Source organism: Brevibacillus sp. FW301-21C12A, assembly GCF_058788915.1.
On sequence record NZ_JBYTBG010000042.1, the window covers coordinates 25298 to 40034 of the forward strand.

A 14737-nucleotide genomic window follows, 5' to 3' on the forward strand; every position below is an offset into this window, starting at 1 on the left:
ATTACCTTCATGAAGTTTATTCGGGAGGCCATTCATTTTGTTATCTTCGAATCAAAAACGTCGCTTGACTTCCGTTCAAATTATTGTGTTTTCCTACGTTACGCTGATTCTGGTCTCTGGGGTTATCTTGTGGCTGCCGTTATTTCATAACCAGGGCGTGTCGCTTTCGTTCATCGACGCCCTCTTTACCGCAGCGAGTGCGATCAGCGTCACCGGGCTGACCGTGATTACGATTCACGAAGTGTTCAACCAGTGGGGCATTTTGTTTTTGACGCTGCTCTTTCAGGTGGGCGGAATCGGAATCATGACGCTCGGGACATTTATTTGGATGCTGATGGGCAAACAGATCGGCCTGGAGCAGCGCATCTGGATTGCGACCGACCATAATCGCTCCACGTTGTCCGGACTGGTCAACCTGATGCGCAACATTCTCGTCATGGCGCTCATCATCGAGCTGATCGGAACCGTGCTGCTGGGCGCGCACTTCTTGATTGCGGGCTATTACACCGATTGGTACGAAGCATTTTATCACGGCTACTTTGCCTCGGTCAGCGCCTTTACGAACGCGGGCTTCGACCTGCACGGCAATTCCATGCTGGACTACACGCACGACTACGTGTTTCAACTGACCGTCATGCTGCTGATTATTTGCGGGGCGATCGGCTTTCCCGTACTCGTCGAGCTGCGCACGTACTTCTCCTATCGCCGGGCCAAGGCGCGCTTTACCTTTTCGCTGTTTACCAAGATTACGACGCTCACGTTCTTTTCCTTGGTGGTGGCCGGGGCTGTACTCATTTACGTTTTCGAGCGCCAGCATTTTCTGCTCGATAAAACGTGGCACGAATCGCTGTTCTACTCGTTGTTCCACTCCGTTTCTTCGCGGAGCTGCGGCTTGTCCACTATGGACATCAGCCTGTTTTCCACCCCTACGCTGTTCATGCTGTCTGCGATGATGTTTATTGGCGCATCGCCAAGCAGCGTGGGCGGGGGGATTCGGACGACGACGTTTTTTGTCCTGATCGCGACTGTGTTTGCCAACATGCGCGGCTACAAAGACGTGAAAGTATTCGGCCGGGAGCTGGTGGACGAAGACATCATGCGCTCGTTCGTCGTCTTTTTCATCGCGATCGTCCTCGTGTTCATGGCTGTCATCTTGCTCGTCTGGCTGGAGGATTTGCCGTTCCAGCACATTTTGTTTGAAGTATGCTCCGCTTTTGGTACGACCGGATTGTCTACCGGAGTTACTGCACATCTGGGAACGCCCGGCAAGCTCATCCTGATTATCACCATGATGATCGGGCGTGTCGGGATTATCAACCTGCTCTTGTTCCTCAAGCGCGACGACCGGATCGTGCGCTACCACCACCCGAAAGAGCGGATCATCATCGGGCAGTAACGAACATCGGCGCAGCAAAAAAACTGGGCTGCGCCAAGCCGTTGGCGCAGCGTTGTTGCCCTTATTCGAACTAGAGTCTTCCCTGTACAAAAAGAGCCTGATGCGTTTTTCGCGCACAGGCTCTTCGTCTATGTTCACTTCTATTCCCACTCGCTGTTGTACAAGGCGACGCGGTACGGGTACAGCTCGGCTGTCATCACGTTTTGCCGGACAGCCGGATCGTTTTCCATGACGCGTCTGGCCGCTTCCTCTGATTCCGCGAGAAAAATCGCAATGCCAAACGTCGTCTCGTCCATGTTTTGCGTGCGGCCCGCGAGGATCAGCCTGTTGTCTGCGAGCAGCTTTTGCAAATAGCGAAAATGCTCTCCGACGATCTCGTGCTCTTTGTCCGTCCAGTTCGCCGGGTCGAGCAGCCGCGGAACAAGCCTGATTTTGTACAAATACTGCTGGAGTCCGTCCATCCTCTCATCCCTTTCCGATTTCCTGTCTGTTCGCCACAGCCTGGTTCAGCTTTTGCAGCATAAAGCCGATGCCTTGGCAATCCGCGAGCGGAAAGCTGCTTTTGTCTGCGCCAAACACGGCGTGAATGATCTTCCTGAACTTCTTTCCGCCCAGCATGACCACTTCCTCCACCCCGTCGAGCTGCTTGTCCCGCGCTTGTCGCATCAGGCCGTCGAGCGCGATGATCTCCGGGTTTTTCGTGCCAAAAGCCACATCGTAGTTTTCCGGCACCGTATCATGCGGCAGCAAAAAGCCGTGCTTGGCAGACAAAATCGCCCACTCGAAAAAAAACGTCCGGGCATACGCCTGGCTCGCTTTATGAAACGCGCTTTGATAAACGTACTGCGCCTCTGTCGCTCCCGCCTCCGGGTGTACATCCCATATTTTTTTCGCGCCACAGGCGATGATGCACAAACGTCGTTTCACTTCGTTCTATCTCCTTCCATTTGCGCCCGGCTTTTCCTGCCTGCTTGTCCATCACCCGCATGATCGACTTTTTGTATTCTGAAAAATCACTTATACACTGACGTCCTCTTTCCAGCCCGGACTCTCTGTCGGAGAGCAGGCAACGGGCCAGACAGGCAGCTCCAGTACATGCCGATGCTTGCCAGGGCCGTAATAGTCCTGTTCGGCGTGAGCCAGCCGAAAGCCGTGTGCCGAAAGCGCGCGAAGAGAGGACTGGTTCGTCTCGCTCACGGTGACCAGCACGGTGCGCAGCGAAGGAAAACGGCGCAGAGCTTGCAGCCTCGCTTCGATCAGCCGCTTGCCAATGCCTTGTCCCTGGTATTCTTTACGGACGTTGCTGAACAACAGCCAGCCCGTCGTCTGGTACATGTCGATGCCCGCACAACTGAAGCCGATGAGCTGGTCATGGATTGTCGCCTTGAAAATCAGCTCGGGAAACAGCTCCATATATTTTTTCAGCTCGTGCAGGTTCATGCGATCCGGCAACGTCAGGTCGGCCAGCGTAATCATCTCGGCAAAATCCTCTTTTTTGGCACATTCAATCCGTACTTCCATCCATCCTCCGCCTCCTGTCCGTTTACCCTGTCATCTACACTCTAGCAAACGGATATAAAGCAGGAGTGGATGGCGTGTGAATGATCTGCAAATTTGTGTAAATCTTGTTTCGGCGGGATGCCTGTCCCGCCAGACGTCACGTCGTCCCCCTCTCTACCAGAAGCGGGGGCAGCTCCTTCTCTTCTTTTTCTTTGTGCTGGTGGAGAATTCTGTCGTACAGCATTTCAAAGGCGTATTTCCCCATCAAGCTGCTCGGGCTTGATACTGTGGTGATCTCCAGCAGCTCGCCGACCGGCTGATCGTCACAGCCGACAATCGCCAGGTCTTCGGGGACGCGCAGTCCCAGTCTGCCCGCTTCCTTGACGATCCCCGCCGCGATGTGATTGCAGGAGACGATCAATGCAGAAGGCCGCTCCTTCATTTGCCAGATGCGGTGAGCGATGTCTTTGCCGTCCTGCACGGTCAGACAGTTTTCAAAAGCCCAGTCAGGTGCGGGCGTTACGTCTGCCGATCGAAGCATGTCATGGTAGGCCCGTTTGCGGTGCTGGCTGTTGAAGCTGTTTTTTCTGCCTATGCAATAGCCGATTTTCCGGTGTCCTTTGCCGAGCAAATACTCCATCCCGATCCGAAAGGTCTGATAATGGTCGATATGAACGCTCGATACGAAAGCTGTCTCGTTTGCCTCGCAGGTGATGATCGGGCCGTATTGGGCGTACTCGTCAATCGTTTCGCAGCCATTGGCCCGGGAGCACATGATGAGGCCGTCCATTTTCTTGTTTTTCAGCAGGCGCAAAATGCTCTGCTCCTGCTCGGAACTGTTATTGGTCTGGCACACCATCAGGTTGTACTGGTGCCGGGCTGCTTCGGCGGCGATCCCTTCGATGATCGAGCTGTAATATTGATTGTTGACGAGCGGAAGCGTCACGCCGACCACCATTGTTTTTCCGGTCGACAGGTGGACGGCGTTGCTGTTCTGCACGTAGTTTCGCTCCTTGATGATCCGCATGATTTCTGCTCGTTTTTGTTCGCTGACATACGGATGGTTATTTAATACACGCGACACGGTGGAGACGGATACCCCCGCCAGTCTCGCAATTTCTCGAATGTTAGCCAAGCCTGATTACCCCTCTGTTTTTTCGAATCCGTGATTCTCTCTTCCATAGTAACGGGAAACGCGTCCTTTTCTCCAGTTGAAAAACATGCAGTGCGAAAGCAAAAAGACTGGAAGGCATGTCCGGCACATTTTTTTCTTGCTCTGAAAAGCGTTCCACACATTATCCTGTTGCCAATGGTAGATGAAAGGAGTCGTGCTGTTCGTGTTTCGCTTCAAATTCGAATACGTCCTGTTTGTCACAGGTCTGCTGATTCTTGCGCTCGGCATCAACATGATGACGACGATTACCTCGTTTGGCCTCAGCCCTTATGACTCTCTGTTTATTGCCTTGTTTCAAAACTTCGGCGTATCCATCGGCTTCTGGATGTTCGCGATCAACTTCGCCTTTGTCTGCATCGTCTTTTTCATGGATCGCAGCTACATTACGATGGGCGCCGTTGCCGTGATGGTGCTGATCTCTGTCTTTGTCGACCTGATCGGCTCGATTGACGCCCTGATGGCCGGCATCCGCTCGCTGCCGCCGCTCTTGACCATGGCGCTTGGCAACTTGTGCATCGGCAGCGGCATCGGACTGTACGTGTGCACGCAGGTGTGCACAGCACCGCAGGAAGCTTTCGTGCTCGTAATCTCCAAGCGGATGAAATGGACGTTTCGCCGGACAGAGATCTCGCTTGCCTGCCTGTTTCTCACCTTGAGCTTTTTGCTCGACGGGCCGATTTATTACGGGACGATCGTGCTGTCGTTTACGACTGGCTACATCATTCAGGCTGCCATTCATGCGGGGAACAAGCTTTTGTCGTTCGTCAATCGCGGGACGGAAGCACAGGTGCAGTAGAAGCCGGACGCGCGGCAAAAAGCAGTCACGCCAAAAAAGCCGCCATACTGGACGGCGGCAAATCGCTGGATATTTTCAGAGCCGGGCGGGCGGGGCGCATCCTGTCCTGCCTCGCCTCGCCGCTGACAGCAGCAGGCTGCGCTCCCGTGCCAAGCCTGCTGCCGTCCCGGCCATTGTCTAACGCCTGCGCACTCATCGGCTGAAGCTGCGCAGGCGTTCTTTTTACATCACGCGCAGTCCCCAGCGCGCGGCTTGTTCGGTTCGCTACCTGAAGGCCGTCGGTCGAGCACCTTCTCTTTTTCGCGATCGTCCCCGCTGTCCTCGCATATGGCATTCGGACAGCTCGCTCGTGCCTGTCACTGCACACTGGACTTTTTGTTACGCAAGAACATGGCCCACCATGCGACCAAAAACACGTAACCAGCGAGTACGAAAACAGCCCAGAGAGAGCCTTGCAGCAGCTCCATGACAAAATGCTCGAACTCGTCCATTCCTTCTGCCCGGGCGATGCTTTTCCACAGACTGACGACCGGAAGCAACAGCGCCAGGAGCATCGCGGCAACGGACATCCGCCTGTTTTTCTTGCGTGCGAGGCAGAAGGCGGCTGTCCCTGCTGTGATGAGGAAAAATAGGTAATAGATCGCCCAAAACCATCCGGGCAGACTCTCCCAGTACATGTTGTCCCTCCTGTGTCCGTGTTTGTACACGCTTGTTCTGAAAAACCTACTCTACACTTTCCAATGATAGCATATATTTTCCATTTGTATCCTTGTTCGTATGATATTGCACCCGCCATTTTCCCTTTATAGGTGTCACCTCGAGTTTTTCAGCATAAATCTGGTCTTTGGTCACCTCTCCAGACTGAACCAATCTGTTGTTTGGATCGAACAGTTCAAAAGTGAGGCTTCCACCATCCAAGTTAATCTCATGTTCGATAAGCAGCGTATCGAATCTGGTCTTGTTAACGGTAATTTCTCTAACCACCTGTTTATATTTTTCCTCGTATTCATCGGACAAAAAGACACCTTCTGCTGTCCGCATAAAATGTTCTTGATAAAAAAAGGAGTAGTAGCTGATTCCCCCCGCCAAAGCGATAAAGACGGCAATGAAAACGATCCTCCATTTCATTTGCATACCGTTACCTCTCCATCTTTCGGTCTTCTGTAATGACGCCATCTACAATGCGGATGATTCGTTTTGTATATCCGGCGATTTTTTCATCATGGGTAATGACCACAATACTTTTGCCTTCTTCATTCATTTGACAAAGAAGCTCCATTAACTGCGCCCCGTTTTTCTGATCCAACGCACCTGTTGGTTCATCAGCCAGGATCAGCTCTGTTTCAGCAGTCATGGCACGTGCAATGGCAACTCTTTGTTTTTGGCCTCCCGACAGCTTGGAAACATTTTTATTGCTCAAGTCGGCAATCCCGAGTTTGTGCAAATAATAGTCTACTTTTTCCTTCTTTTCCTTGAGGCTCATTTTTCGTTTAAACAAGGGCAGTGCCACATTTTCATAGACGCTGAAATTGTGCATTAAGGCGAAGTTTTGAAAGACAAAGCTGATCGTTTTGTTTCTGATCTGGCTTAATTCTCTATCGCTCAATTTTTGAATCAAAGTGCCTTTTAGCCTGTATTCTCCTTCAGTCGGTACATCCATGCAACCCATAATGTTCAACAGGGTCGATTTGCCTGAGCCAGACGGACCCATGATCGAGACAAATTCGCCTTTCTCCATGCGAAAAGTTACTTGTTTTAAGGCTACGGTTGCATACTCTGCTTGCCCGAATACTTTCGAAACATTATCAAGCTCAATGAATGCCATTCAGTCTCTCCCCCCTACTAACTCGCGAAGTTGGAGTTTTTTGATCCGAAGCAACGGGATGAACACGGAAGCAAGAACAACCAGGATGGATACAAGCATGACTTTACCGTATAAAGGGAAGGCAAACATCTCCAGCTTTATATTCGCTACCGATGAATCTTCGAAAGCTTCCATCACGTAATTCAGCACAACCCCGGAAACTGCTGAAACCGTTACGATCCATACAAGTTCCATGAGAATGATTACGGAAATATCCCTTTTGGTTGCACCTGCCACCATCCTGACTCCCAGTTCATGCTTTCGGGCATGAATCGACGACAGCGTCACCGAAACGATTCCAATAATCGAGATCACTAAAAAGAACATCCCCATGAACAGGGAGAAATTGCTGACTTGCTTCCTGTTTTCCCTGTAAGCATGCAACTCGTCGCCAACTGTTGTCAGCGTTGGATTTATGCCTAATTCTCTCCCCTTTTCTGAAATGGCCGCTGCGACTTGATTGAACTTTTCTGCGGAATCCAGTTGGATGAAGGTGTTATGCATCCTCACCGCTACGTCCATCGGCTCGCTTTCCCTGACAATCGGAAAAAAAGGAGCAAGAAAAAAGTTGTCCAGGTTATCAACCGGATCAGCAATGTAATCATTTCCAGATAACCATTCACTCCTCTGCTCAAGAACTCCAACAACTTCGTACACTATTTTCTTTTCATGGATGATGGTCTCAAACCGATCACCAAGATTGATGACATCCCGGTAGTTATATCCGATCAAAACCGGGATAACGTCACCGTCCTTTTTGGTGAAATCCGCTTCACCCAGTGGCCTTCCGTTGATGATCTTGAATTTTGCATATGAATAGATGCCTTTATCTAAAAAAACGATCTTGTTATTTTCAATCGCATTCTCCAACCTTGTTCCGGCATACTGTTTTTTGTTTTGTTCAAGAAAAGCGCGTTGATTCGGCAAATTTTCCGGTGTGATGGAGGTCGTATCAAAGGAGCCGTACCTCTGCACTCCGGGCGTTTGTTTGATAAAATTCTCCAATTGACCAAATCGTTCGGCAAACCATTCTGTGTCTTCCACATCCGCAAAAGACAACCGCAACGTTGTATCTTTATCCATCTGCGTTACCGCAAATAGCTTTTTCTCTTGATAATGCACGACATCCATGGAAATAAACGCATGATTCATCACCCAAAAGGAAAGCACAAGCTGCGCCATCATCAGAAAAACAGACAGCTTTCTTTTCCGCATGGATGAAATCGCGATGGAAAGGTGCTCCATTTCTCTTCTCCTTATCCCCTGATAGCCTCAACTGGCTGTATTTTTAGCGCCTTGCTCGAAGGGATGGCAGTAGTGACAAAAGCCGTTGCAAAAACGAACAAAATCGCGGCAAAGATAGTGGTGGAGGTAATCTCAACCGGATAATCAAGCCATTTGGAAAGCAAGCTTCTTATCATCCATTGAATAGAAAAACCTATGACTACCGCTATCAGGTTGATGACGCACATCTCCCAAAAAAGCATGGAGACGATATCCGCATTGCTGTAGCCAAAAGCTTTCCTGATACCGATTTCGTACTTTCTTTCTTGAATCCAAAAGGCTGTAAGGTTAATCGCGTTGATGATTGCCAGCGCGTAAACCATTATGGATATGTAGATTTCGCTTCCCCTGTTGGGCGCAACAATCCCCTCTGTTTCTCCGTACGGGGAGGCTGTACATGTCGCTTCCGGAAATAGACGCTTGGCATTTTGTTTAATCTGTTTTTCGTCTGCGTATGTATCTGTATAACTATTGTGGATCAAGAAAGGAATCGTTTTCGCGCTTTGCAATTTGCTCAAAAGCGTTGAGGAAAGCGACGTGGCCGGAATAACAATTTTGTAATCAATCGCTTTTGTCGTTTTTCCTTTCACGCCGATGATTCCGATCACTTCGTATTCTTCGTTATCCAGCAAAATGTACGGTTTTCCGTTCTTGGTGCGTACATCTTTCCCTCTCGCTTTGCCAACCAGGGCTACTTTTTCTCCATGGATGATATCCGTTACATTCAGATATCTTCCTGTTTCTAATGGAAATCTCTGAACAACCTGTTTTGTCCAATATTCAGGCGTTACCGGAGCCATGAGACCATTGTGAAACATTTTTGCTCGGTCCAGAATAACTCCGGTTTGATCCGATATCCCGTCAAAAACCTTGAACAAAGCTCGTACATCTTGTTTGTCCGAAAGCTCCAATTCTATTTTCGTAGCATTCTGAGGTGCGTAATGAACCTGTTGCTGGATGAGCAAATGCGTATTCCTCACACTCGATATGCCTATTGAAATGAGTACGATGGATATGGTCAGACCCAAGATAATCAAAGCGGTTGTGACGGGATGGGCTTTAAACTGATTTTTTATCGAGCTTAACGTCATGTATAACCGTCTCCTGAGTTTTTCAGCATTGCGTATGGTTTAGGGACAAGTTGCCGTCGTAGCCAAACAGAAAATAAACCGGCTATTCCACCGGTTTATTTTCTGTTTGAATGTTACGGGATTCTAGTCATCGGAGAAAGTATCAACGACAAGTTCTTTTTTCCGATCAGAGCTGTCAATCGAGTGTCTACTTTTGAAATACTCGGCGCCCGCATATGTATAGCGGCATTCAGCAAGGCTTTTATCCCGATCGTACTTGCTGCCAGAAACTCCAGAGTCGTCTTTCCACATTTCCAGTCTGACTGCAACATAGTTACTATTGTTTGGATTAATGAAGTCTGTTTCGGCTTCTGCCTTATCTTCATCTAAAAGATTCCAATCGACGTCCAGTTTGATATCAGCCCGCAAATCTTTATATTGAAGTGTGTCGGTTTGTGTCTCCGCATAAGCAGAATTAGCTGCGGTCAGCAAAGCGAGCGTTGCAGCAATACCAAGAAATTTTTTTCCCAAGTTCCTTTCCTCCCAAACTTACTTTGTCTATATACCTTGGCCAAGGGTGATAAGGAGAAAACAACAACCAATTAGTAGTTTTTTCCTTATCGGCTTTTATTATATTTATCGCTTTTGTCTTTGTTTGTCGGAATATGTAAAATATAGAAATTTATATTTCATTAACATTTTGTATTTTTTGTGAATTACATGCGTGCGGTTCGCTTCTATCTCCTTGCCATGTTTCCACGAAAAAAACCGACGACCCCCGCATTCAAGCGGTACATCGTCGGTCTTGTCATGCAAGCCTGTTATTTTTTCACCGAAGGCATAACGCCTTCCGGAATCGGGCACACGTACGTTTTGTCGCCGAGGCGGGCTTTCAGCTCGGCTTTTGCCTTTGCGATCAACTCTGGATTTTGCAGCATATCTACCGCAGTAGCAGCCATGACCTTCCCGGCGTGCAGCATTCCTTTGTGCGCCATCGAGGTCGCTCCGAGCGACACCCATTGCCAGGAATGCAGCGTAGAACCGTTGATGAAGCAAGCTGTCGTACATTGTGCTGTCGGCGCGATCCAGCTTACGTCCCCTACGTCCGTGGAGCCGTTCAGCGGAATCGTCGACCCGGTGTACGGGTTCAGCCATGTCACCATGTCCGGGTCCGGCGCGTCTGGCGACTGTCTTTCCGCTGTCGCTTTTTCCTGCGCAGACAGCGTTGCGCGCATCGCTTTTGCCAGTTCCAGCTCTGCTTCGTCGTGCACAGGCACGCCAAGCTCCTGGAAGTTTTTGTACATGACCTCTTCCAGCGTCTTGTTTTGCACCAGGTTAGAGCACGCCTTGTCGAAGACGATCTCTACTTCGGTTTCCGTCATGAGTGCCGCGCCTTTGGCGATTTTGCAGACGCGCTCGTAAATTTCCTGCACCTGGTCGACCTTCGGCGCGCGCACGAGGTAGAGCACCTCGGCGTACGCCTGCACCACGTTTGGCGACAGGCCGCCGGAATTGGTGATCGCGTAGTGCACGCGGGCATCGGTAATGATGTGCTCGCGCAAGTAGTTGACCCCGATGTTCATCAGCTCGACTGCATCCAGCGCGCTGCGGCCGAGGTGCGGACTGGCTGCGGCATGGGCGCTTTTGCCTTTGAACTTGAAGTAAACCTGGTAGTTGGCCAGCGACTCGACTGCCATGATGCTGTTGTAGCCCATCGGGTGCCAGCAGAGGGCAAAATCGACGTCGTCAAACAGTCCGGCGCGCGCCATGAACGCTTTGCCGGAGCCGCCTTCTTCCCCTGGGCAGCCGTAGTAGCGAACCGTTCCGCTCATGTTGTTTTCTTCCATGTACTGCTTCACGGCAACCGCCGCCGCCAGCGAAGCCGTCCCCAGCAGGTTGTGCCCGCAGCCGTGTCCGTTTGCGCCCGGCACTTCCGGCTCTTCTTTGGCCTGGCCTTTTTTCTGGCTCATTCCGGAGAGGGCATCGAACTCGCCCAGGATCGCCACAACCGGACTGCCGCTGCCGAAGCTGCCGATGAAGGCGGTTTTGATCCCGCCGACGCCGCGCTCCACCTGAAAGCCTTCTGCTTCCAGCGTTTGCGCCAAAAGCTCAGCGGACTGGTACTCTTCGAAGCGCGTCTCCGCCAATTCCCAGATGCGGTCGCTTACTTTAATGAAGGAATCCCGTTTTTGCTCGATCATGTCTGCAATTTGTTTGGTATGCATGTAAAAACATCCTCTCTATGTCGGAGTTGGCAAAAAGGCGACTTTGGCAACAGAGAGTTGCTTTTTAGGCAAGAAGCCGTCTGGCAATCCGCTCCAGCAGCTTGACACTGCGCGGCAAAATTTCTTCCTGAATATCGAACTTCGGATGATGGTGCGGAGCCGGAAGGTCGGTCCCGATCGACATGTACGTCCCTTTGCCGCCGCGCTCCTGCACGCGCTTAATCATGAAGCTCGCGTCCTCGCTGCCCATCGAGTTGTGCTCGCCCATTTTAAACGAGGAGAAGCCTTCCACGTGCTTCGCTTCTTCCAAAGCCAGCTCTGCCATCTCCACATCGTAGTTGATCGGGATCGCTCCCCCGATCACTTCGATTTTGTAGTCCAGCTCATGCATCGCTGCGCTGTGCGCGATGATGTTGCGCACGCGTTGCTCGACCTCGGCGTTGACTTCCTCGGAAACAGAGCGCGTCTCGACTACCATCTTGGCGTAGGCCGGAATGATGTTTGCCGCAGTGCCCCCTTCCAGCACCCCGACATTCACGCGAGTCGATCCTGTGCTAAAACGGGGAATCGCATGAATGTTGAGCAAAGCGGTGGCCGCTCCGAGCAGGGCGTTTTTCCCTTGCTCCGGCGAAGCACCGGCATGGGAGGACACGCCGTAAAAATGAGCGAGCATTTTCGTGGTGGCCAAAAAGCCGTAAGAGCCGCCGTGCACCTCGCCGAGCGGGACGTTGACGCCCAGGTGGTGACAGAAAAGGTAGTCCACGTCGTCGAGAAGCCCTTTTTGCACGATCGAATACGCGCCGCGCACTCCTTCTTCGGCTGGCTGGAAAATCAGCTTGAGCGTCCCGGCAAACTCCCCTGCCGCAAGCGCCTCCGCTACGCCAAGGCCAATCGTCGTATGCCCGTCATGGGCGCAGGCGTGCATGTTTCCTTCGTAGCGGGAGCGGAAGCCGTTCGCCTGCGGAAAGTGGTCCGCATCGGTGCTCTCCAGCACAGGCAACGCGTCCATGTCAAAGCGGAACGCGACAGTCGGGCCAGGCTTGTTCCCTTTTTTCACCCCGATGACAGCGGTGTAGCCGCCGCGCATTTTTTCCACGATGGCCGGGTTGGCGCCGTCGCGCAGCGCCCGTTCGTAAGCCGCTTCCAGCACCGCCTCGGACGGCAGCCCTCTGCGGGCATCGCCATCCATGGCGTCCTGGCCGTAAATCACGTCGTAGCCGAGGGAAGCCAAAATTTCCACTACTTTCGAAGCGGTGCGAAACTCCGTAAAGCCCACCTCGGGATGCATATGAAAATCTCTTCGTAACGAAACCAGATCCAGCATGTTTTTTTCCTCCTGTTTATTCTCGAGTCATCTTCAGTTCATCACCGGATAAACTCCAGGACCGATTGGCAGACCGACGAAATACCAGACGACCAAGAGCAATGTCCACAAAACAAAGATGGCGATCGGATACGGCATAATCAGGGCGTAGTACGTCCCCAGCTTCGCATCCTTTTTGTACTCCTGCAAAAAGCTCAAGAAGAGCGGGATAAACGGCGAAACGATCGCAAACGGAATGACCGACGAGTCAGCGACCCGGAATGCCACCTGCGCGAATGCCGGGTGGAAGCCAAGCGCCATGAACATCGGCACGAACACGGGCGCAAGCAAGGACCAGATCGCCGAGCCGCTCGCGATAAACATACACAGAAACGCAGACAAGAACATCAAGCCGATAAACACAGGCGCGCCGCTCATGTTCATTTGTTCCAGCAAATCCGTAATCGACAGCGCCAGGAAGCTGCCCATGTTGCTCCAGTTGAACATCGCCACGAATTGGGACAGCGGGAAAATCATGATGATGAATCCTGCCATGCCCTTGATCGGGTCTGTCAGCAAGGCCGGGATGTCATTTTGCTTTTTGATAACCCCAACCTTGATTCCGTACGTAATCGCTACGGTAAAGAAAAAGAGCAAAATGACAGGGACAATACCGGAAATGAACGGGGAAGGCACGATTGTCCCCTGCTTCGGATCGCGCAACAGGCCATTTTCAGGCACGACCAATACGGCAATCACAGCAATGAACACAAGCGCTGCGATACCTGCGGCACGCAAGCCTTTCTTTTGGGTATCGGACAAATCTTCCAGTTTCTTTTCCGATTTGCCTTCGCTTTTGTAAACGCCCAGGCGCGGCTCCACGAATTTATCGGTAATAAACCCGATCGCCGCCGAAAGCAGCAGGACAGAAGCGGACATGAAGAACCAGTTGTCGAGCACACTCACTGTCACGTCTGGATTCACTGACTTGGAAATCTCTGAGCTGATACCGGAGAGCAGCACGTCTGTTGTGACGATCAAAATGTTGGCGGAAAAACCGGACCCGACCCCCGCAATCGCGGCGAGCAGCCCTGCCACCGGATGGCGTCCGACAGCCAGGAAGATCAACGCGCCCAGCGGCGGCATAATCACGAACGCCGCATCAGAGGAAACGTGGCTGAAAAACGCGATAAACGCTACGAGGTAGCTGGCGTAGCGGGCACTGACCCGCAGGGACATTTTGCGAATAACGGCTTCCAACAGGCCGACCTTCTCCGCAAGTCCCACGCCGAGCATGAGCGTCAAAATGGAACCGAGCGGCAGGAAGCCGGAGAAGTTTTTAATGATGTTGGGCAAAAGCCATTGCAAGCCTTCCTGGCTGAGCAGATTTTTGACCTGCACCTGCTCGTTTTTGATCGGATCGACTGCCGTGACGTGAAAAATCGACAAGACCGCGGTAATAATCATCAAAGCGGCGATCAAATAAAGGAACAGCATGAATGGATTCGGCAGCTTGTTCCCGACTCGCTCTACCCATTTGACGAGACCGATTCCTTGTGCATACTCCTCATTCCGGTTTGTCTGTACAGTATGTGCACTCATGGAGCACTCCCCCTTAGGCCGTTTCTTTCTGCTGATAACCATCATTCTCGTTTGTCTCGATGGCGAAACAACAACGTTCTGAATGAGTGGTCAGTCTGGTTGATGGCATGAAAGCGAGAAGGTGAAAGCCCTTTCATTTTCATTTCAACGCAATCCATTCATTCAAGCGCACAGCAAAGCTCGTCGCCGCGCAGATACTCCTTTCTTTTTTCGGTCGGCAATGACAATTATACGAATACAAAAAGACAATTTCGTTTAATTGGATTATATAACCTGGGTAACTTTTTTTCAATAGAATTGTTTGACTTCTTGAAAAATAGAAAAGCTTCCATGTTTATCCCTTGTTCCCCGGCTTTGACATTCGAAAACCGGGCCGTGCCAAACCATTGGCGCAGCCTTGGTTGCGCTGATACCGGGCAAGAATCTTATCTATCCATTCTTATCTGCATAAGAAAAACAGTCAGGGAAAAACGCCCTGACTGTCCTTTTTTGCGCTAGAGGATATCCGAAAGTTTGTATTCAT

Annotated in this window: 16 protein-coding genes; 2 read left to right on the forward strand and 14 right to left on the reverse strand. The window is 51.2% G+C overall.

Translation table 11 applies throughout. The features are described 5' to 3' along the window. Positions 1–37: 37 nt before the first annotated feature. Positions 38–1396, forward strand: a complete 1359-nt coding sequence (locus AC3WQH_RS20665) for a TrkH family potassium uptake protein (protein WP_005832148.1) — start codon at positions 38–40, stop codon at positions 1394–1396. Between the two features lie 140 nt (positions 1397–1536). On the opposite strand, the gene AC3WQH_RS20670 is transcribed toward AC3WQH_RS20665, so the two are convergent. From AC3WQH_RS20670 to AC3WQH_RS20685, 4 genes are all read right to left on the reverse strand, one after another. Continuing rightward, positions 1537–1857, reverse strand: a complete 321-nt coding sequence (locus AC3WQH_RS20670) for a YciI family protein (RefSeq protein WP_005832150.1) — start codon at positions 1855–1857, stop codon at positions 1537–1539. Between the two features lie 4 nt (positions 1858–1861). Next, complete coding sequence (locus tag AC3WQH_RS20675; RefSeq protein WP_005832153.1) at positions 1862–2323, reverse strand: DUF6884 domain-containing protein; 462 nt, start codon at positions 2321–2323, stop codon at positions 1862–1864. A 90-nt stretch (positions 2324–2413) separates the two neighbouring features. After that, positions 2414–2917, reverse strand: coding sequence for a GNAT family N-acetyltransferase (locus AC3WQH_RS20680; RefSeq protein WP_005832154.1), 504 nt, complete (start codon positions 2915–2917; stop codon positions 2414–2416). A gap of 136 nt (positions 2918–3053) precedes the next feature. After that, positions 3054–4031 carry a LacI family DNA-binding transcriptional regulator gene (locus tag AC3WQH_RS20685; protein WP_005832158.1) on the reverse strand — a complete coding sequence of 326 codons (978 nt, stop codon included), beginning with the start codon at positions 4029–4031 and terminating at the stop codon, positions 3054–3056. 202 nt (positions 4032–4233) lie between these two features. Here AC3WQH_RS20685 and AC3WQH_RS20690 point away from each other — a divergent pair, with 202 nt between their 5' ends. After that, entirely contained in the window at positions 4234–4866 is a 633-nt protein-coding gene (locus AC3WQH_RS20690) for a YczE/YyaS/YitT family protein (RefSeq protein ID WP_025845571.1), read from the forward strand. 25 nt (positions 4867–4891) lie between these two features. On the opposite strand, the gene AC3WQH_RS20695 is transcribed toward AC3WQH_RS20690, so the two are convergent. From AC3WQH_RS20695 to AC3WQH_RS20740, 10 genes are all read right to left on the reverse strand, one after another. Next, positions 4892–5200: a hypothetical protein gene (locus tag AC3WQH_RS20695; protein ID WP_005832161.1), complete on the reverse strand. Its 309-nt coding sequence runs from the start codon at positions 5198–5200 to the stop codon at positions 4892–4894. 22 nt (positions 5201–5222) lie between these two features. Then, positions 5223–5543, reverse strand: a complete 321-nt coding sequence (locus AC3WQH_RS20700) for a hypothetical protein (protein WP_007777077.1) — start codon at positions 5541–5543, stop codon at positions 5223–5225. 46 nt (positions 5544–5589) lie between these two features. Next, positions 5590–6000: a hypothetical protein gene (locus AC3WQH_RS20705; protein WP_005832164.1), complete on the reverse strand. Its 411-nt coding sequence runs from the start codon at positions 5998–6000 to the stop codon at positions 5590–5592. A gap of 4 nt (positions 6001–6004) precedes the next feature. Then, positions 6005–6691, reverse strand: coding sequence for an ABC transporter ATP-binding protein (locus AC3WQH_RS20710; RefSeq protein WP_005832167.1), 687 nt, complete (start codon positions 6689–6691; stop codon positions 6005–6007). Beyond that, entirely contained in the window at positions 6692–7975 is a 1284-nt protein-coding gene (locus AC3WQH_RS20715; protein ID WP_005832169.1) for an ABC transporter permease, read from the reverse strand. Between the two features lie 11 nt (positions 7976–7986). Beyond that, positions 7987–9105 (reverse strand): ABC transporter permease, encoded by a 1119-nt coding sequence (locus AC3WQH_RS20720; protein WP_005832171.1) that lies wholly within the window; start codon positions 9103–9105, stop codon positions 7987–7989. 123 nt (positions 9106–9228) lie between these two features. Continuing rightward, positions 9229–9615 (reverse strand): hypothetical protein, encoded by a 387-nt coding sequence (locus tag AC3WQH_RS20725; RefSeq protein ID WP_026558213.1) that lies wholly within the window; start codon positions 9613–9615, stop codon positions 9229–9231. Positions 9616–9905: 290 nt separating this feature from the next. Then, the gene (locus AC3WQH_RS20730; RefSeq protein WP_005832175.1) at positions 9906–11309 is read right to left on the reverse strand and encodes a M20 family metallopeptidase; all 1404 of its coding nucleotides are present in this window, start codon (positions 11307–11309) and stop codon (positions 9906–9908) included. 64 nt (positions 11310–11373) lie between these two features. Further along, positions 11374–12633 carry an amidohydrolase gene (locus tag AC3WQH_RS20735; RefSeq protein ID WP_283858701.1) on the reverse strand — a complete coding sequence of 420 codons (1260 nt, stop codon included), beginning with the start codon at positions 12631–12633 and terminating at the stop codon, positions 11374–11376. Between the two features lie 33 nt (positions 12634–12666). After that, entirely contained in the window at positions 12667–14214 is a 1548-nt protein-coding gene (locus AC3WQH_RS20740) for an AbgT family transporter (RefSeq protein ID WP_005832179.1), read from the reverse strand. Positions 14215–14737 lie beyond the last annotated feature (523 nt).